This window comes from Streptomyces griseosporeus, from assembly GCF_014656055.1.
Taxonomy (GTDB): domain Bacteria; phylum Actinomycetota; class Actinomycetes; order Streptomycetales; family Streptomycetaceae; genus Streptomyces; species Streptomyces griseosporeus.
This window is the reverse complement of record NZ_BNBR01000001.1, coordinates 1,794,471-1,812,443: the sequence shown is the minus strand read 5'-3', so window position 1 is coordinate 1,812,443 and position 17,973 is coordinate 1,794,471. Positions and strand designations below refer to the sequence as shown.

Sequence of the window (17,973 nt, the reverse complement as noted above, 5' to 3'; positions counted from 1 at the left end):
TTCCGGGTTCGGGGGCGGCGCGTCCCGGTGTGTGCACAGACGCGGAAACTGTTCAACCTCTTGACGGGCGGCACCCCGAACGGCTCAGCTTAGAGTTCACTAGTTGGACATGGACGGGGTCTCACCGAAGCGGCCCCGCGCGCAGGAGGTCGTCGTGGAGACTCCGGGGTCGCAGTCGTCGCTGCACCGAGCCAACCTGGAGCGGGTCGTACGCGCTGTGCGACTGGCGGGATCCCTCACCCAGGCGGAGATCGCGAGGACCACCGGCCTGTCGGCGGCGACGGTCTCCAACATCGTCCGTGAACTCAAGGACGGCGGAACCGTCGAGGTCACGCCCACGTCGGCGGGCGGCCGCCGGGCCCGCAGCGTCTCGCTGAGCGGGGACGCCGGCATCGTGATCGGGGTTGATTTCGGCCATACGCACCTCAGGGTGGCGATCGGCAACCTCGCCCATCAGGTGCTCGCCGAGGAGTCCGAGCCGCTGGACGTCGACGCCTCCGCCCGGGAGGGCTTCGACCGGGCCGAGGAGCTGGTCAGTCGCCTGATCGCAGCAACGGGCGTCGACCGGTCGAAGGTCGCCGGAGTGGGCCTCGGCGTGCCCGGTCCGATCGACGTGGAGTCGGGCACCCTGGGGTCCACCGCGATCCTGCCCGGCTGGGGCGGCACGAAGCCCGCGGAAGAGCTGAAAGAGCGGCTGGGCGTGCCCGTTCACGTGGACAACGACGCCAACCTGGGCGCCCTCGGCGAGATGGTCTGGGGCAGCGGCAGGGGCGTTCGTGATCTTGCTTACATCAAGGTCGCCAGCGGCGTCGGAGCCGGTCTGGTGATCGACGGGAAGATCTATCGCGGTCCCGGTGGCACTGCGGGAGAAATCGGACATATTACGCTTGATGAGTCCGGCCCGGTCTGCCGCTGCGGTAACCGCGGCTGCCTGGAGACCTTCACGGCCGCACGATACGTGCTGCCGCTCCTCCAGCCCAGCCACGGCACCGATCTGACGATGGAAGGCGTCGTGCGGCTGGCCAAGGACGGAGACCCGGGCTGCCGTCGGGTGATCGCCGACGTCGGCCGCCACATCGGCAGTGGAGTCGCCAACCTCTGCAACCTGCTGAACCCGAGCCGCGTGGTCCTCGGCGGTGATCTCGCCGAGGCCGGTGAGCTGGTACTCGGGCCCATCCGTGAGTCCGTCGGCCGCTACGCGATCCCCAGTGCAGCGCGTCAACTGTCCGTTCTCCCAGGGGCACTCGGGGGCCGTGCGGAGGTGCTCGGGGCACTCGCTCTCGCGCTCAGCGAGATGGGTGACTCGACCCTTTTGGACGGCTCCCTCCCGGTGGCGGCACCCGCCTTCACTTAGAGAACGAATGAGCCCGTTGCCATCTCGTTAAGTATTTACTTCTTGACGTCGCACGTGTGGCCGAGTTGACTTCCAGCCACCTCGGCCGCAGCGTTGCGGCCCTGTCAGGGAGGCACAACCCAATGAACGCAACGATGCGTAGAGTCGTGATCGGCGCGACCGCCGTCTCCATGGCCCTGTCGATTGCCGCGTGCGGCAAGGCGGGCGACAGCGACAAGGAGTCCGGCGGCGAAAGCTCCGGCGGCAGCAAGTCCATCGGCCTGCTGCTCCCCGACAACGTCACCGCGCGGTACGAGAAGTTCGACAAGCCGTACTTCGAGGCCAAGGTCAAGGACCTCTGCTCCGACTGCACCGTCGAGTACGCCAACGCCGCGGCCGACCCGAACAAGCAGGCCCAGCAGGTCAGCACCATGGTGACCAAGGGCGTGAAGGTCATCGTGATCTCCGCCCAGGACTCCGCCGCGATCAAGTCCTCCATCAAGGCCGCGGTGGACAAGGGCGTCAAGGTCGTCGCGTACGACCGTCTGGCCCAGGGCCCGGTCTCCGCGTACGTCTCCTTCGACAACGTGAAGGTCGGCGAGCTGCAGGGCGAGGCGCTGCTGAAGGCCATGGGCTCCAAGGCCAACCCGAAGGCGAACGTCGTCATGATCAACGGTGACGACGCCGACCCGAACGCCGCCCAGTTCAAGCAGGGCGCCCACAAGGCGCTGGACGGCAAGGTCAAGATCGCCTACGAGCAGTCCGGCCTGTGGAAGGACACCGTCGCCGCCGAGAAGATGTCGGCCGCGATCACCCAGCTGGGCAAGAACAACATCGCCGGTGTCTACTCCGCCAACGACGGCATGGCCGGTGGCATCGCCAACACCCTGAAGGGCGCGGGTCTCAGCGACCTCCCGCTGACCGGTCAGGACGCCGAGCTGGCCGCCATCCAGCGGATCGTCGCCGGCACCCAGACCTCCACCGTCTACAAGGCCTACAAGCCCGAGGCCGACACCGCCGCCGAGCTGGCCGTCGCCCTCCTGCAGGGCAAGGACATCAAGTCCATGGCCTCCACCGAGCTCACCAGCGCCTCCGGCGACAAGGTGCCCTCGAAGCTGCTGGTCCCGGTGTCGGTCACCAAGGACAACATCAAGGACACGGTCGTCAAGGACGGTCTGTACACCGTCGCGCAGATCTGCACCGCCCAGTACGCCGCCGCCTGCAAGGCCGCCGGCCTGCAGTAAGGCACCCCCACGCCGGCCGGTGGTCCCCGTGACCGCCGGCGGCCCCGCGAGACCCCTCCGACGCCCGGCCCGCCTCCAACCCCGCTGCGGGGCGGGCGTCGGATGGAGACCGTTGCCAAGCGCAGCGGAATCGCGCATGTTCATCTTGTAAACCTCGTGCGTCACCGCCGCCGCCCCCGCGGACGGCGCGTCCCGCACATCCCTCCGCGCATATCCCACGCGCGGCATCCCCGCCGGTCAGGCGGCGAAGGAGATGGTTCACGTGTCCGCTACGCCCGTGCTGGCGTTGCGCGGAGTCTCCAAGCGATTCGGTGCGGTCCAGGCCCTCACCGATGTCGACCTGGAGGTCCACGCCGGAGAAGTCGTCGCCCTGGTCGGTGACAACGGCGCAGGAAAGTCGACCTTGGTCAAGACGATCGCGGGTGTCCACCCCATCGACGACGGCGTCATCGAGTGGGAGGGCAAGGCGGTCAGCATCAACAAGCCGCACGACGCCCAGGGACTCGGCGTCGCCACCGTCTACCAGGACCTCGCCCTGTGCGACAACCTCGATGTCGTCGGCAACCTCTACCTCGGGCGTGAGCTGCTCCACCGCGGCGTCATCGACGAGGTGACGATGGAGAAGAAGGCCCGCGAGCTGCTGTCCACGCTCTCCATCCGCATCCCGAGCGTGCGCATCCCGATCGCGAGCCTCTCCGGCGGTCAGCGTCAGGTCGTCGCCATCGCGCGCGCCCTGATCGGCGAGCCGAAGCTGGTCATCCTCGACGAGCCCACCGCCGCCCTCGGCGTCGAGCAGACCGCCCAGGTCCTCGACCTCGTCGAGCGGCTGCGCGAGCGCGACCTCGCGGTCATCCTCATCAGCCACAACATGGCCGACGTCAAGGCGGTCGCGGACACCGTCGCCGTCCTGCGCCTGGGCAAGAACAACGGTTCCTTCCCCGTGAAGGACACCACCCACGAAGAGATCATCGCCGCGATCACGGGTGCCACGGACAATGCCGTCACCCGTCGTGCGGGGCGTCGCACCACGGAGGCGGCAAAGTGAGCGACACGTCCAAGACCGTGAAGAGCGACTCGGGACCGGAGAAGGGCGTGACCGCGGGCACGACCGACGCCGGCGCCACCACCGCGTCCGTCGAGGACCCCACCGCCGCCGCGGTGCCCGTCGTCGACCCGCGCCTGCTGGTCCGCGAAGAGGGCCTCAAGGGCTACGTCACGGAGTTCAAGCGCAAGGTCAAGGGCGGCGAGCTGGGCTCGCTGCCGGTGGTCATCGGCCTGATCATCATCTGGGCCATCTTCCAGGCCAAGAACGACCGCTTCCTGAGCGCCGCCAACCTGTCGGACATCAGCTTCTTCATGTCGGCGACCGGCATGCTGGCCATCGGCCTGGTGTTCGTCCTGCTGCTCGGCGAGATCGACCTGTCCGTCGGCTCGGTCAGCGGCCTCGCCTCCACCCTGTTCGCCGTCTTCGTGGTCGAACACGGCATGAACAGCTGGCTGGCGCTGGTCCTCGCGATCATCACCGGCGTCGCCATCGGTGCCCTGCACGGCTGGTTCTTCGCCAAGATCGGCGTACCGGCGTTCGTGGTGACCCTGGCCGGCTTCCTCGGCTGGAACGGCCTCATGCTGTGGCTGCTCGGCTCCAGCGGCACCATCAACATCCCCTCCGACGAGGGCCCCGTGAAGCTGTTCGGCCAGAGCTCCTTCTTCATGGACCAGGCCATCATCGGCGCCTACCTGCTGGCCGGCCTCGGTGTCGTGCTGTCCCTGATCGGCAACTTCGGCGAGCAGCGCCGCCGCAAGGCCGCGGGTGTGCCCTTCCGGCCCACCGGCGAGATCCTCTTCCGGGTCGGCCTGCTGGCGATCGCGTCCTTCGTCGCGGCCGCCGTGCTGAACAACGCCCAGGGCGTCTCCAACGCGCTGGTGATCTTCCTCGCGGCGCTGGTGATCGTGGACTTCGTGCTGCGCCGTACGACGTACGGCCGCAAGGTCTTCGCGGTCGGCGGCGGCATCGAGGCCGCGCGCCGCGCCGGTATCAGCGTGCCCATGGTCCGCATCAGCGTGTTCGCCATCTCCGGCGGCTTCGCCGCGATCGGCGGCATGTTCTTCGCCGGCCAGACGGCGTCCGCGACGCTGAGCGCCGGTGGCGGCAACACCCTGATGCTGGCGATCGCCGCCGCGGTCATCGGTGGTACCAGCCTGTTCGGCGGCCGCGGCTCCGTGTGGTCCGCGCTGCTCGGCATGCTGGTGATCCAGTCGATCACCACCGGCCTGAACCTGCTGAACATGAACACCTCGATCCAGTACATGATCACCGGTGGTGTTCTGCTAGGCGCCGTGGTCATCGACTCGGTCTCCCGCCGCAGCCAGAAGGCCGCGGGCCGCGCCTAGACGCGGGTCCGCGGGGGCCCCACGGCCCCCCACGCCCTGCCCGTGCCCGGTGCCCACAAGGCGCCGGGCACGGGTGTGTCACGGGTCCGGGCGCCGCCCGCCGGGGCGGAACATTAGACTCGACAAGCCCGGCAACAGCTCGATCAGCTCTTACTGCAAGGAGGCACGGGTGCCGCTGCTGACCCGCATCAGGGGACCGCGCGATCTGGACCGGCTCAGCCTGGAAGAGCTGGACCAGCTGGCAGAGGAGATCCGCACCTTCCTCGTCGACGCCGTCTCCAAGACCGGCGGCCACCTCGGCCCCAACCTCGGTGTGGTCGAGCTCACCATCGCTCTGCACCGGGTCTTCCACTCACCCAAGGACAAGGTGCTGTGGGACACCGGCCACCAGTCCTACGTGCACAAGCTGCTCACCGGCCGGCAGGACTTCTCCCGGCTGAAGATGAAGGGCGGCCTGTCCGGCTACCCCTCGCAGGCCGAGTCCGAGCACGACGTCATCGAGAACAGCCACGCCTCCACGGTGCTCGGCTGGGCCGACGGCCTCGCCAAGGCCAACCAGCTCCTGAAGCGCGACAGCCACGTCGCCGCCGTCATCGGTGACGGCGCGCTCACCGGCGGCATGGCCTGGGAGGCGCTGAACAACATCGCCGACGCCAAGGACCGCCCCCTCGTCATCGTCGTCAACGACAACGAGCGCTCCTACGCGCCGACCATCGGCGGCCTCGCCAACCACCTGGCGACCCTGCGCACCACCGACGGCTACGAGCGCTTCCTGGCCCGCACCAAGGACCTCCTGGAGCGCACCCCGGTCGTCGGCCGCCCCCTGTACGACACCCTGCACGGCGCCAAGAAGGGCCTGAAGGACTTCATCACCCCGCAGGGCATGTTCGAGGACCTCGGCCTGAAGTACGTCGGCCCCATCGACGGCCACGACATCGAGGCGCTGGAGTCCGCGCTCGCCCGGGCCAAGCGCTTCGGCGGCCCGGTCATCGTGCACTGCCTCACCGAGAAGGGCCGCGGCTACCAGCCCGCCCTCCAGGACGAGGCCGACCGCTTCCACGCCGTCGGCAAGATCCACCCCGACACGGGCCTGCCGATCTCCTCCTCCGGCGCCGACTGGACCTCCGTCTTCGGCGACGAGATGGTCAGGCTCGGCGAGGAGCGCGACGACATCGTCGCCATCACCGCCGCCATGCTCCAGCCGGTCGGCCTCGACAAGTTCGCCAAGCGCTTCCCCGAGCGGGTCTTCGACGTCGGCATCGCCGAGCAGCACGGCGCGGTCTCCGCGGCGGGCCTGGCCACCGGCGGCCTGCACCCCGTCTTCGCCGTCTACGCCACCTTCCTCAACCGCGCCTTCGACCAGGTCCTCATGGACGTGGCCCTGCACAAGTGCGGGGTGACCTTCGTGCTGGACCGGGCCGGCATCACCGGCACCGACGGCGCCTCCCACAACGGCATGTGGGACATGTCGATCCTCCAGGTCGTCCCCGGCCTCAGGCTCGCCGCGCCGCGCGACGCCGACCAGGTCCGCGCCCAGCTGCGCGAGGCGGTCCAGGTGAAGGACGCGCCGACCGTCGTCCGCTTCTCCAAGGGCGCCGTCGGCCCCGCCGTACCGGCCGTGGGCCGCGTCGGCGGCATGGACGTCCTGCGCGAGCCGGGCACCGACCGGCCCGACGTCCTGCTCGTCTCCGTCGGCGCCCTCGCGCCGATGTGCCTGGAGGTCGCCGCCCTCCTCGACAGGCAGGGCATCTCCACCACGGTCGTCGACCCGCGCTGGGTCAAGCCCGTCGACGAGGCCATGGCCCCGCTCGCCGAGCGGCACCGGGTCGTCGTCACCGTCGAGGACAACTCCCGCGTCGGCGGCGTCGGCTCCGCGATCGCCCAGGCCCTGCGCGACGCGGGCGTGGACGTGCCGCTGCGGGACTTCGGCATCCCGCCGCGCTTCCTCGACCACGCCTCCCGCGCCGAGGTCCTCGCCGAGATCGGGCTGACCGCGCCGGACATCGCGCGCCAGGTCACCGGCCTGGTCGCCAAGCTCGACGGGCGCTACGAGCGCACCGCGGCCGACGCCGACCCGGTCGAGGCCGCGCGCGACTGACCCGGCCGACCCTGCTGACGAGCGGGCCGGTTTCACCTCTGCGAGAGTGGTGAAACCGGCCCATTCGCGTGAAAGGGCCCGTGCCGGGGCATACGTACCACGCCCCCTCTCGATCATGTCGAGGACGACACAGCGTGGGAGGTACGCCCGTGAGCAGAACCCTCTTCAGGACGAAGAACGTCGAGCAGTCCATCCGCGACACCGAGGAGCCCGAGCACGCGCTCAAGAAGTCCCTCTCCGCGCTGGACCTGACCGTCTTCGGCGTGGGCGTGATCATCGGCACGGGCATCTTCGTCCTCACGGGAGCCGTCGCCAGGTCGACCACGGGTCCGGCGATCGCGATCTCCTTCGTCGTCGCCGGCGTGGCCTGCGGACTCGCAGCCCTCTGCTACGCCGAGTTCGCCTCCACCGTGCCGGTGGCGGGCTCCGCGTACACGTTCTCCTACGCCTCCATCGGCGAGTTTCCCGCCTGGATCATCGGCTGGGACCTCGTCCTGGAGTTCGCGCTGGGCACGGCGGTGGTGGCCACGGGCTGGTCGGCCTACTTCCGGGACTTCCTGGACCACATCCTCGGCTGGCAGGTACCCGAAGCGCTGGGCGGCCGTCAGGACGCCCACGGGTTCGGCTTCGACCTCTTCGCGGCCCTGCTGGTGCTGGCCCTCACCGGGCTGCTCGTCCTGGGCATGAAGCTCTCCGCGCGCGTCACCTCGGTGGTCGTGGCCGTCAAGGTCACCGTCGTCCTCATCGTGATCATCGCGGGCGCGTTCATCGTCGACTCCGCCAACTACGACCCCTTCATTCCGCCGAGCGAGCCGAAGCCCGCCGGCAGCAGTCTCAAGGCCCCGCTGATCCAGCTGATCTTCGGCTGGGCACCGTCCGACTTCGGCGTCATGGGCATCTTCACCGGCGCCTCCATCGTGTTCTTCGCCTTCATCGGCTTCGACGTGGTGGCCACCGCCGCCGAGGAGACCCGGAACCCGCAGCGCGACATGCCCCGCGGCATCCTCGGCTCCCTGCTGATCTGCACGCTGCTCTACGTGGCGGTGTCGATCGTCGTCACCGGCATGCAGAAGTACACGGAACTCATCAAGGAAGCCCCACTGGCGAACGCCTTCAAGGCCACCGGGCACCCCTTCTTCGCGGGCACGATCAGCTTCGGTGCCACCATCGGTCTGATCACCGTCTGCATGATCCTGCTCCTCGGGCAGACCCGGGTGTTCTTCGCGATGAGCCGCGACGGGCTGCTGCCGCGGTTCTTCTCCCACACCCACCCGCGCTTCCGGACGCCGTACCGGCCGACGATCCTGCTCGGCGTGATCATCGCCGTCGTCGCCGGCTTCACCAGCCTGAAGACCCTGGAGGAGCTGGTGAACATCGGCACGCTGTTCGCGTTCGTCGTCGTGGCGATCAGCGTGATCATCCTGCGCCGTAAGCGGCCGGACCTGCCCCGCGCCTTCCGCACCCCGTGGGTCCCGGTCATCCCGATCCTGTCGGTCTGCGCCTCGCTGTGGCTGATGCTCAACCTGCCCGCCGAGACCTGGATCCGTTTCGGCATCTGGATGGCGATCGGCTTCCTCGTCTACTTCCTCTACGGCCGCTCCCACAGCCGCCTCGCCCGCCGCGAGGAGACCACCCCGGAAGAGGCCATGCGGCCCGGCCCCGGTACTCCCTAACGCCCGGGCCGCACCGCCCGCGGTCCCGTCACCTCCGCGCCCAGGTCCACGACCCTGCGGCGCAGTTCCCGGTCGGCGGTGACGACGAGGACGGGGCGGCCGGCGGCGCGGGCGACCAGGTCGACCATGAGGTCGTCGCCGCTGCCGTCGGCCTCCTCCACCCGCACCCCGGGCACCGCCTCCACGCCCCGCGCCGCGCCCTCGACCACCAGCACGATCTCCACGGGGCCGGGGTGCCCGGGCAGCCCGTCGGCCGCGAGCCGGTCCCGCAGCCGCCGCGCCGCCCCCTGCCGGTCCCGCCACCAGCCGTCGGGCACCGACCCGACGACGTTCGCGCCGTCGACGATCACGAGAAGGGGGGTGCCGTCGTCCATGCGGCAAGCCTCCCACGCGCATCCGAGCGCCTGCCCCCGGGTGCGGCGGCACTCCCGGGGGCGGCTTAGAGTGATCCGGTGAACGGCGAGTGGCTCATACGCGGTCGGGACGGCCGCCTCAGTGTCTATCAGCTCTCCGGCGACGCCGTGCTGTGCCGGGCGGAGCGGGTACCGGGGGGCTCCTGGGACGCCCCCCGCAGGATCGGCGGGGAGCAGCGGGTGTACCCGGTGCCGGCGGTCGGCCAGGGCATCGACTCCTACGGTCATCTGGTCTCCTGGCGGCCCACGGTGCCCGGCGAGTCCGGGCTGGTGCACTCCACCCACTTCCGGCCGCTGCTGGCCGCGCTGGACTGGGAGCCCATCGGCCACCCCAACGGCAAGGGCGACCGCACCGCCGAGCCCGCAGTCGCCGTCGACCACCAGGGCCGCGCCCATGTCTTCGTCCGCAACGACGAGGGCGGCCTGAGCATGCGCGCCCAGGCGCTGAAGGGCGGCTGGGGCCCGTGGCGGGACCTCAAGGGCGCCGACATCCAGGGCGCGCCCTCGGCGGTCGCCGGCAAGGACGGCCGTATCGAGGTGTACGCCACGGTCCCGGGTGCCGTCCTGTACTGGCGGCAGGAGAAGCCGGCCACCCACTTCGAGCTGGAGGAGGCGCTGGAGGTCACCGTCCGCCCGGGCACCCTGCGCGCGCTGGCCACCTCCGCGGAGAGCACCACGCTCCTCTACACCGACGACGACTCCGGGCAGGTCTGCGCCTGGCGCCCCGGCAGCAAGCCGGTCGTCCTGCTCGCGGCGGCCGGCCCCGGCCGGCTCTCCGCCCTGCGCTGTGAGCTGGACGGCCACGACGTCACCGTCCTCGCGCAGCGCTCGGCCGACGGCGGGGTCGCCTTCGCGGCCTACCCGAGCGAGCAGGAGTCGGCCGGCGCCTCGTGGACCGCGTCCGGCCCGCAGCTGCCCGCGGACGTCGAGGTGTCCCTGGCCGTGGACGCCGACGGCCGTGTCGCCGCGGCGGCCCTTTCGCCCTCCACGGGCCGGCTGTTCCTGACCCGTCGCAAGGACGAGCCGGGGCTGGCGCTGTCGCCCTGGCAGGCCGTCTGACGGCAGACGACAGGAGAGGGGGCCTCCGCCGCGGCGGAGGCCCCCTCTCCTGTTCAGGACCGGATCGGTGTTACGCCGGGACCGAAGCCACCCCGGGCTCCAGGAACCGCTTGCCGTTCACCCGCTCCGAGACGCCCTCGCGGTCCAGGTACGGCGTGATGCCGCCCAGGTGGAAGGGCCAGCCGGCGCCGGTGATCAGGCACAGGTCGATGTCCTGGGCCTCGGCGACGACGCCCTCGTCGAGCATGAGGGCGATCTCCTGGGCCACCGCGTCCAGGACGCGGGCGCGGACCTGCTCCTCGGTCAGGACGACGTCGCCCTGCTTGAGGAGGGCGGCGACCTCCGGGTCCAGCTCGGGCTTGCCGCTGTCGTAGACGTAGAAGCCGCGCTTGCCCGCCTCGACGACCGCCTTGAGGTTCGGGGAGACCTTGAAGCGGTCCGGGAAGGCCCCGTTGAGGGTCTCCGAGACGTGCAGGCCGATCGCCGGGCCGACCAGCTCCAGCAGGACCAGCGGGGACATCGGCAGGCCGAGCGGCTCGACGGCCTTCTCCGCGACCTCGACCGGGGTGCCCTCGTCGATGACGTTCTGGATCTCGCCCATGAAGCGGGTCAGGATGCGGTTCACCACGAACGCCGGGGCGTCCTTGACGAGGACCGCGGTCTTCTTCAGCTTCTTGGCGACGGCGAAGGCCGTGGCCAGCGAGGCGTCGTCGGTCTTCTCGCCGCGGACGATCTCCAGGAGCGGCAGGACCGCCACCGGGTTGAAGAAGTGGAAGCCGACGACCCGCTCGGGGTTCTTCAGCTTCGACGCCATCTCCGACACCGACAGGGAGGACGTGTTCGTCGCGAGGATCGCGTGCGCCGGGGCGACCGCCTCGACCTCCGCGAACACCTGCTGCTTGACGCCCATCTCCTCGAACACGGCCTCGATGACGAAGTCCGCGTCCGCGAAGCCCTCGGCCTTGTCCAGGACGCCGGTCACCAGCGCCTTGAGGCGGTTGGCCTTGTCCTGGTTGATACGGCCCTTACCGAGCAGCTTGTCGATCTCGGCGTGGACGTAGCCCACACCCTTGTCGATGCGCTCCTGGTCGATGTCCGTGAGGACGACCGGGACCTCCAGGCGGCGCAGGAAGAGCAGGGCCAGCTGCGAGGCCATCAGACCGGCGCCGACGACACCGACCTTGGTGACCGGGCGGGCCAGGCTCTTGTCCGGCGCGCCGGCCGGGCGCTTGCCGCGCTTCTGCACCAGGTTGAACGCGTAGATGCCGGAGCGCAGTTCGCCGCCCATGATCAGGTCGGCGAGCGCCTTGTCCTCGGCGTCGTAGCCCTGCTGGAGGTCGCCGTTCTTCGCGGCGGCGATGATGTCCAGGGCGCGGTAGGCGGCCGGGGCCGCGCCGTGCACCTTGGAGTCGGCGATGAAGCGGCCCTTGGCGATGGCCTGGTCCCAGGCCTCGCCGCGGTCGATCACCGGTCGGTCGACGACGATCTCGCCCTTGAGGACGGACGCCGTCCAGATCAGGGACTGCTCCAGGAAGTCGGCGCCCTCGAAGAGCGCGTCGGCGATCCCCAGCTCGTAGACCTGCTTGCCCTTGAGCTGCTTGTTCTGGTTCAGGCTGTTCTCGATGATCACCGAGACGGCCTTCTCCGGGCCGATCAGGTTCGGCAGCAGGGTGCAGCCGCCCCAGCCGGGCACCAGGCCGAGGAAGACCTCGGGCAGCGAGAAGGCGGGGATCGCCGCGGACACCGTGCGGTAGGTGCAGTGCAGGCCCACCTCGACGCCGCCGCCCATGGCCGCGCCGTTGTAGTACGCGAAGGTCGGCACGGCGAGGCCGGACAGCCGCTTGAAGACGTCGTGGCCACCCTTGCCGATGGCGTAGGCGTGGTCCCACTCCTTCAGCAGCTCGACGCCCTTGAGGTCGGCGCCGACGGCGAAGATGAACGGCTTGCCGGTGATGCCGACGCCGACGATTCCGCCCTCGGCAGCCTCCTTCTCGACCTGGTCGATGGCGGCGTTGAGGTTCGCCAGCGACTGCGGGCCGAAGGTGGTCGGCTTGGTGTGGTCGTGGCCGTTGTCCAGGGTGATGAGCGCGAAGCGGCCCGCACCCAGCGGCAGGTCGAAGTGGCGTACGTGCGCCTGCGTGACGACCTCGTCCGGGAACAGCTCGGCCGCGCCCTTCAGGAGTTCAGCGGTGGTGCTCACTTGTCGCCTCCGTCGAAGTGCGGGTTCTCCCAGATGACCGTCGCGCCCATGCCGAAGCCCACGCACATGGTGGTCAGGCCGTAGCGGACGTGCGGCTGCTCCTCGAACTGGCGGGCCAGCTGCGTCATCAGACGGACGCCGGAGGAGGCGAGCGGGTGGCCGAACGCGATGGCGCCGCCGTACTGGTTGACGCGGGCGTCGTCGTCGGCGATGCCGTAGTGCTCCAGGAAGGCCAGCACCTGCACGGCGAAGGCCTCGTTGATCTCGAACAGGCCGATGTCGGAGATCGACAGGCCCGCCTTGGCGAGCGCCTTCTCGGTGGCGGGGATCGGGCCGTAGCCCATGACCTCCGGCTCCACGCCCGCGAAGGCGTAGGAGACCAGGCGCATCTTGACCGGCAGGTCGTGCTCGCGGGCGAAGTCCTCGCTCGCGATGATCGACGCGGTGGCGCCGTCGTTCAGACCGGCCGCGTTGCCCGCGGTGACCCGGCCGTGCACACGGAACGGCGTCTTCAGGCCCTGGAGGTTCTCCAGCGTGGTGCCCGGGCGCATCGGCTCGTCGGCGGTGACCAGGCCCCAGCCGGTCTCGCCGGCCTCGGGGCTGGTGCGGCGCACGGAGATCGGCACCAGGTCGGCCTGGATCTTGCCGTTGGCGTAGGCCTTGGCGGCCTTCTCCTGCGAGCGCACCGCGTACTCGTCGGCCCGCAGCTTGGTGATCGACGGGTAGCGGTCGTGCAGGTTCTCCGCGGTCATGCCCATGAACAGGGCGGACTCGTCGACCAGCTTCTCGGAGACGAACCGCGGGTTCGGGTCGACGCCCTCGCCCATCGGGTGGCGGCCCATGTGCTCGACACCGCCGGCGATGACGGCGTCGTAGGCGCCGAAGGCGATGGAGCCGGCCGTCGTCGTCACGGCCGTCAGCGCGCCCGCGCACATCCGGTCGATGGAGTAACCGGGCACGGACTGGGGGAGCCCGGCGAGGATGCCGGCCGTGCGGCCCAGCGTCAGGCCCTGGTCGCCGATCTGCGTGGTCGCGGCGATGGCGACCTCGTCGATCTTCTTGGGGTCCAGGCCGGGGTTGCGGCGCAGCAGCTCCCGGATCGCCTTCACGACAAGGTCGTCGGCGCGGGTCTCGTGGTAGATGCCCTTCGGGCCCGCCTTGCCGAACGGGGTGCGGACGCCGTCGACGAAGACGACGTCCCTGACGGTACGAGGCACGATGGCTCTCCTCCAGGGTGCGGGATGGCACTGCTGCGACACGCTGAGCGCGCGCTCAGGCCCATGCTACTCATGGGTAATGTTGCTGCACAGTCCCGGAGCCGCAAGCGGTGAAGGTCACACCGGGAGCGCCCCTGGAGAAGTCGCCGGCCGGCCCGCGCACGTCGGGTGTCCGCCGCCGACGGGCGGGCCGGGCCGGTCTACGACGGCCTTACGCCTGGGGCGCCGCCGTGAGGGCCTTCACCAGGACCGGCGTGACCAGCTCGATCTGCCAAGGACGGGCGCCGTGGCCCGCCAGCGCGGCGCTCACCGACCCGGCGTCGACCACCTTCGGCGGCTCCCAGCAGACCCTGCGCACCGTGTCCGGCGTGATCAGGTTCTCCTGCGGCAGGTTCAGCTCCTCGGCCAGCGCCGTCACCCCGGCCCGCGCCGCGGACAGCCGCTGCGCGGCGGCCGGGTCCTTGTCGGCCCACGCCCGCGGCGGGGGAGGGCCGAGCACCGGCTGCCCCTGCTGCGGCAGCTCCGCCTCCGGCAGCGCCTTGGCGCGGTCGACGGCGGCCTGCCACTGCTCCAGCTGGCGCCGCCCCATCCGGTGGCCGAAACCGTTCAGCGCGGCCAGCGCGTGCACATTGGCCGGCAGGGCCAGCGCGGCCTCCACGATCGCCGCGTCGGAGAGCACCTTCCCCGGCGAAACGTCCCTCCGCTGCGCGATGCGGTCGCGGGTCTGCCACAGCTCCCGTACGACGGCCAGCTGCCGGCGCCGCCGCACCTTGTGCATGCCGGACGTGCGCCGCCAGGGGTCCTTGCGGGGCTCGGCCGGCGGGGCAGCGGCGATGGCGTCGAACTCCTGGAGGGCCCACTCCAGCTTGCCCTGCCGGTCCAGCTCCTTCTCCAGCGCGTCCCGCAGGTCGACCAGCAGCTCCACGTCCAGCGTGGCGTAACGCAGCCAGGGCTCGGGCAGCGGGCGGGTCGACCAGTCGACCGCGGAGTGGCCCTTCTCCAGGACGAAGCCGAGCACGTTCTCGACCATGGCACCGAGGCCGACCCGCGGGTAACCGGCGAGCCGTCCGGCCAGCTCGGTGTCGAACAGCCGCGTCGGCACCATGCCTATCTCGCGCAGGCACGGCAGGTCCTGGGTGGCGGCGTGCAGCACCCACTCGACGCCGGACAGCGCCTCGCCGAGACCCGACAGGTCCGGGCAGGCGACGGGGTCGATCAGCGCGCTGCCGGCGCCCTCGCGGCGCAGCTGCACGAGGTAGGCGCGCTGCCCGTACCGGTAGCCGGAGGCCCGCTCGGCATCGACGGCGACGGGCCCGGACCCGGCGGCGAAGGCGGCGATCACCTCGGCGAGCGCGGACTCGTCCGCGATCACGGGCGGAATGCCCTCCCGTGGCTCCAGCAAAGGAATCGGCGCCCCCTCAGCAGTCGATCCGCCGTCGTCCGGAGGGGCGCCTCCGGTGGTTCGCAGTGAAGTGTCTGCTGCGGTGTCTTGGGCGTCGGTCACCTGTCAAGGGTATCCGTAACGAGCGAACGCCTGACCTGCGGTTTCGGTCGAAAGTTCGGCTGACCTGCAGAAACGACTTCTCAGCATGTGTCACGGTTTCCGGGTGCCACTCGTCCTGTGTGCCCCGGATGTGCCGTCGCGAAATCGACACCCCCGTCGGCGGGCCCGGCTCACCCCTGCCGAGGGCCGCGCTCCCGGTAGAGGTCACGCAGCAGCGCGATCTCGGCCCCGTGGTGCAGCAGTTCCTGGTTGACCCACCACACGATGTCGACGAACGGCTCCTCCGCGTCGCTGCCATGCGGGTAGGTGCAGTACCCGACGGTGTCCAGCGCGGAGTCGTCGGCGCCGAGCAGCGCCGTGCGCCAGGCCCCGGCCGCCGTGTCGAACGCCGCGATCGCCTCCGCGGCGGTGCCGCTGACGGTGTGGTCGTCGCGGGTGAGCGCGCGGGTGCCGGCGGTGTGGTCGGCGCGCAGGGCGAGCATCTCGGTGAGGTGGCTCAGGCGCCAGGCGAGGGTGGTGAACGGCGGCGGCCAGGGGTGCGGGTACGACGCCGCGTCGCGCCCCCAGTCCCCGGCCCCGGCCAGGAAGGTCGCCCGCGCTCCCGGCCCGTCCGTACGCCGCCGTACCGACCAGCAGCCGGCCACCGGCTCCCAGAGGTACTCCTCGTCGGTGAGGGGGCCGACCTTCGTGTCCGAGCCGTCGCCGCTGTCCATGACCGGGCCGGTCAGGCGGGCGGTCAGGCGTTCGCGGGCGAAGTCGTACTGCTCCAGCAGGGGGGACAGGCGGGGCGGGGTCGTCATCGACGCTCCTGGGTCGGACCGGTCCGGGCGATCCGCCAGCCTGGCACGGCCCGCACCGCGTCCGCGCCCGATTTTTCGGCCCGCACACGCCGGAGCGCCCACCGACGGAACGTTCCGTCGACAGGCGCCCGGGTTTCGTCAAACGGCCGGTGCAGGAGGGGAGAGAGGCAGGGAAGGGACGGGGAGGGGCGAGGGGAAGGCGAAGGGGAAGGCGAAGGCGAAGGCGAAGGCGAAGGGGGACGTTGTGGCGTGGGCTCAGTGGATGATGCCGGTGCGCAGGGCGACCGCGACCATGCCGGCCCGGTCGCCCGTGCCCAGCTTGCGGGCGATGCGGGCGAGGTGGCTCTTGACGGTCAGCGCGGACAGGCCCATCGAGACGCCGATCGCCTTGTTCGACTGGCCCTCCGCCACCAGCCGCAGCACCTCCACCTCGCGGCCGGACAGCTCGCGGTAGCCGCCCGGGTGGCTCGGGGCACCCGGGGGGCGGCGGTGCAGGCGCGCGGCGGCGGCGCCGATGGGGGCGGCACCGGGCCGGGTGGGGAGCCCGACGTTGGTGCGGGTGCCGGTGACGACGTAGCCCTTGACGCCGCCCGCGAGGGCGTTGCGCACGGCGCCGATGTCGTCGGCGGCGGAGAGGGCGAGCCCGTTGGGCCAGCCGGCGGCGCGCGTCTCCGACAGGAGGGTCAGCCCACTGCCGTCGGGCAGGTGGACGTCGGCGACGCAGATGTCGCGGGGGTTGCCGATGCGGGGACGAGCCTCCGCGATGGACGAGGCCTCGATGACGTCGCGCACACCGAGCGCCCACAGGTGGCGGGTGACGGTGGAGCGGACGCGCGGGTCGGCGACGACGACCATGGCGGTGGGCTTGTTCGGGCGGTAGGCGACCAGGCTTGAGGGCTGCTCGAGGAGAACGGACACCAGGCCTCCTGGGGTGCGGGATGGGGACGAACCCTGCTTTCAAGGTCACAGTCGTCTTCGGCACCGAGCCCGGTGGGCTTTAGGAAATGATCACGATCTAGTGAGTAACAATACGTGCAATTCGGACAGGTGCTCGATCATCCGAAGATCGAATCGGATCGGTCGGGTGCGATCGGGCCCGTTTGGGTGGCGAGACAGGTCACAAAGTGTCCGTATCGACAAAGAGATCCCCAAAGTGCGGCCGTGGAGGATTGAACCGGCGGACAGGAGTGCGGGCGGCCGACGGTCCCCGCGGGAGCCGGGGGGAGGGCTGAACAAACGAGAGGCCGTGCCGTCGGACGGACGGCACGGCCTCGACGGACGAGGGCGTCAGCGGGACTGCGGCCCCCGGCGCTGCGGCAGCGTCACCACGGAGGCGTCGCCGGGCCCGGCCGGCGGCAGCCCCGCGACCTGCGCCAGCAGATCGCACCAGGCCGCGAGATGGGCCGCCGTGTCCGGGACCCCGCCCAGCCCCTCCCGCGGCGTCCACGACGCCCGGATCTCGATCTGCGAGGCCGCGGGCCGCGCCGACAGCCCGCCGAAGTAGTGGGAACCGGCCCGCGTTACGGTGCCGCTCGGCTCGCCGTACGTCAGCCCGCGCGCCTGCAGCGCGCCCGTCAGCCAGGACCAGCACACCTCCGGCAGCAGCGGATCCGCGGCCATCTCCGGCTCCAGCTCCGCCCGCACCAGCGTGACCAGCCGGAAGGTCCCCCGCCAGGCGTCGTGCCCGGCCGGGTCGTGCAGCAGCACCAGCCGCCCGTCCGCCAGGTCCTGGTCCCCGTCGACGACCGTGGCCTCCAGCGCGTACGCGAAGGGCGCGAGCCGCTGCGGGGGCCGGGTCGGCTCGATCTCGATCTGCGGGCGCAGCCGCGCCGTGCGCAGCGCCTCCACCGCGGCCCGGAACGGCAGCGGAACCGACCCGCCCCCGGGTCCCTCTTCGTTGGTGTCCTTCGCCTCGTCCATTCCGCCAGCGCCGTCCGACAGTCGTCCCTGAGCCGCAGCCATGCGGGGAAGAGTAAGGGGAACGGGGCCGTCGCGCAGGGCAAGACACCCCTCGTCGGCCAAGGGCGTAAAGGGCCGGGCG

14 protein-coding genes are annotated in these 17,973 nt (G+C 71.0%); 7 read left to right on the top strand and 7 right to left on the bottom strand.

Translation table 11 applies throughout. The annotated features are described in order from the left end of the window. Window positions 1-154: 154 nt before the first annotated feature. The 6 genes from IE308_RS07985 to IE308_RS07960 all read left to right on the top strand — a co-directional run bounded on the left by IE308_RS07985 (window position 155) and on the right by IE308_RS07960 (window position 8,739). Entirely contained in the window at window positions 155-1,354 is a 1,200-nt protein-coding gene (locus IE308_RS07985) for an ROK family transcriptional regulator (RefSeq protein ID WP_110631946.1), read from the top strand. Between the two features lie 122 nt (window positions 1,355-1,476). After that, complete coding sequence (locus IE308_RS07980; protein WP_373314462.1) at window positions 1,477-2,577, top strand: sugar ABC transporter substrate-binding protein; 1,101 nt, start codon at window positions 1,477-1,479, stop codon at window positions 2,575-2,577. Window positions 2,578-2,830: 253 nt separating this feature from the next. Further along, window positions 2,831-3,622 carry an ATP-binding cassette domain-containing protein gene (locus tag IE308_RS07975; RefSeq protein WP_190217159.1) on the top strand — a complete coding sequence of 264 codons (792 nt, stop codon included), beginning with the start codon at window positions 2,831-2,833 and terminating at the stop codon, window positions 3,620-3,622. Beyond that, entirely contained in the window at window positions 3,619-4,968 is a 1,350-nt protein-coding gene (locus tag IE308_RS07970; RefSeq protein WP_190217158.1) for a sugar ABC transporter permease, read from the top strand. Before IE308_RS07975 ends, IE308_RS07970 begins: the two co-directional genes overlap by 4 nt. Window positions 4,969-5,137: 169 nt before the next feature. Beyond that, window positions 5,138-7,066, top strand: coding sequence for a 1-deoxy-D-xylulose-5-phosphate synthase (gene dxs, locus IE308_RS07965; protein ID WP_110631958.1), 1,929 nt, complete (start codon window positions 5,138-5,140; stop codon window positions 7,064-7,066). Window positions 7,067-7,215: 149 nt separating this feature from the next. Continuing rightward, on the top strand, window positions 7,216-8,739 hold the full coding sequence (locus tag IE308_RS07960) for an amino acid permease (protein ID WP_190217157.1): 1,524 nt from the start codon (window positions 7,216-7,218) through the stop codon (window positions 8,737-8,739). Here IE308_RS07960 and IE308_RS07955 read toward each other — a convergent pair. Then, window positions 8,736-9,113 carry a PIN domain-containing protein gene (locus tag IE308_RS07955; protein ID WP_190217156.1) on the bottom strand — a complete coding sequence of 126 codons (378 nt, stop codon included), beginning with the start codon at window positions 9,111-9,113 and terminating at the stop codon, window positions 8,736-8,738. The two genes, IE308_RS07960 and IE308_RS07955, sit on opposite strands and share 4 nt — an antisense overlap. Before the next feature lie 78 nt (window positions 9,114-9,191). Here IE308_RS07955 and IE308_RS07950 point away from each other — a divergent pair, with 78 nt between their 5' ends. Further along, complete coding sequence (locus tag IE308_RS07950) at window positions 9,192-10,211, top strand: PLL family lectin (protein WP_190217155.1); 1,020 nt, start codon at window positions 9,192-9,194, stop codon at window positions 10,209-10,211. Window positions 10,212-10,281: 70 nt separating this feature from the next. On the opposite strand, the gene IE308_RS07945 is transcribed toward IE308_RS07950, so the two are convergent. The 6 genes from IE308_RS07945 to IE308_RS07920 all read right to left on the bottom strand — a co-directional run bounded on the left by IE308_RS07945 (window position 10,282) and on the right by IE308_RS07920 (window position 17,894). Next, window positions 10,282-12,411 carry a 3-hydroxyacyl-CoA dehydrogenase NAD-binding domain-containing protein gene (locus tag IE308_RS07945; protein WP_190217154.1) on the bottom strand — a complete coding sequence of 710 codons (2,130 nt, stop codon included), beginning with the start codon at window positions 12,409-12,411 and terminating at the stop codon, window positions 10,282-10,284. Then, window positions 12,408-13,628 (bottom strand): thiolase family protein, encoded by a 1,221-nt coding sequence (locus tag IE308_RS07940; protein ID WP_110631969.1) that lies wholly within the window; start codon window positions 13,626-13,628, stop codon window positions 12,408-12,410. Before IE308_RS07940 ends, IE308_RS07945 begins: the two co-directional genes overlap by 4 nt. A 211-nt stretch (window positions 13,629-13,839) precedes the next feature. After that, window positions 13,840-15,132 carry a ribonuclease D gene (locus IE308_RS07935; RefSeq protein ID WP_110631971.1) on the bottom strand — a complete coding sequence of 431 codons (1,293 nt, stop codon included), beginning with the start codon at window positions 15,130-15,132 and terminating at the stop codon, window positions 13,840-13,842. Window positions 15,133-15,302: 170 nt separating this feature from the next. Continuing rightward, window positions 15,303-15,932 (bottom strand): DinB family protein, encoded by a 630-nt coding sequence (locus IE308_RS07930; RefSeq protein ID WP_190217153.1) that lies wholly within the window; start codon window positions 15,930-15,932, stop codon window positions 15,303-15,305. A 255-nt stretch (window positions 15,933-16,187) separates the two neighbouring features. Continuing rightward, window positions 16,188-16,850 carry a response regulator transcription factor gene (locus IE308_RS07925; protein WP_110631975.1) on the bottom strand — a complete coding sequence of 221 codons (663 nt, stop codon included), beginning with the start codon at window positions 16,848-16,850 and terminating at the stop codon, window positions 16,188-16,190. A gap of 369 nt (window positions 16,851-17,219) precedes the next feature. After that, on the bottom strand, window positions 17,220-17,894 hold the full coding sequence (locus IE308_RS07920) for a DUF3000 domain-containing protein (protein WP_190217152.1): 675 nt from the start codon (window positions 17,892-17,894) through the stop codon (window positions 17,220-17,222). Window positions 17,895-17,973: the final 79 nt, after the last annotated feature.

What these genes read in the sequence shown, in the direction of transcription:
- IE308_RS07980 (WP_373314462.1), top strand. Translation starts at nt 1,477, where the DNA reads ATGAACGCAACGATGCGTAGAGTCGTGATCGGCGCGACCGCCGTCTCC.
- IE308_RS07975 (WP_190217159.1), top strand. Translation starts at nt 2,831, where the DNA reads ATGGTTCACGTGTCCGCTACGCCCGTGCTGGCGTTGCGCGGAGTCTCC.
- IE308_RS07955 (WP_190217156.1), bottom strand. Translation starts at nt 9,113, where the DNA reads ATGGACGACGGCACCCCCCTTCTCGTGATCGTCGACGGCGCGAACGTC.
- IE308_RS07930 (WP_190217153.1), bottom strand. Translation starts at nt 15,932, where the DNA reads ATGACGACCCCGCCCCGCCTGTCCCCCCTGCTGGAGCAGTACGACTTC.
- IE308_RS07920 (WP_190217152.1), bottom strand. Translation starts at nt 17,894, where the DNA reads ATGGCTGCGGCTCAGGGACGACTGTCGGACGGCGCTGGCGGAATGGAC.